Genomic DNA, 397 nt, shown 5'->3' on the forward strand with positions numbered 1-397 from the left:
CTTCTTCCAGTTACATCGTGGAAGATGATTATGATTCAGAATTCCGTTATCGTGGCGCCTCCATTCCAACGTTGGCTCATTTAGACGCTTTGAATCACGTGATTTATTTTGGATCATTCTCTAAAACCTTGTTGCCTTCTATTCGGATTAGTTATCTTGTCCTCCCCTTATCTTTAATGAAAGAATATGAAGCATTCAATGCACTGCAAAAACCCACAGTTTCCAAAATCGATCAGTTAGTCGTTGCAGAATTCATTAAGACCGGAGGATATGAAAAGCACATCGCCAAAATGCGAACCCTTTACCGCTCAAAGAGAAAATGCTTGATTGAAGCGATAGATGAATTTTTAGGAGAAGATTTTTCTGTTAGAGGAGATGAGGCTGGACTGCATATCAT

Annotated in this window: 1 pseudogene; it reads left to right on the plus strand. The window is 39.3% G+C overall.

Annotation, left to right across the window (positions count from 1 at the left end):
- Positions 1 to 397 (plus strand): annotated as a pseudogene (locus AC2Q9J_RS17650) (MocR-like pyridoxine biosynthesis transcription factor PdxR); the annotation flags it as partial.

It is taken from the genome of Planococcus sp. RAB007_Raresut (genome assembly GCF_057369535.1).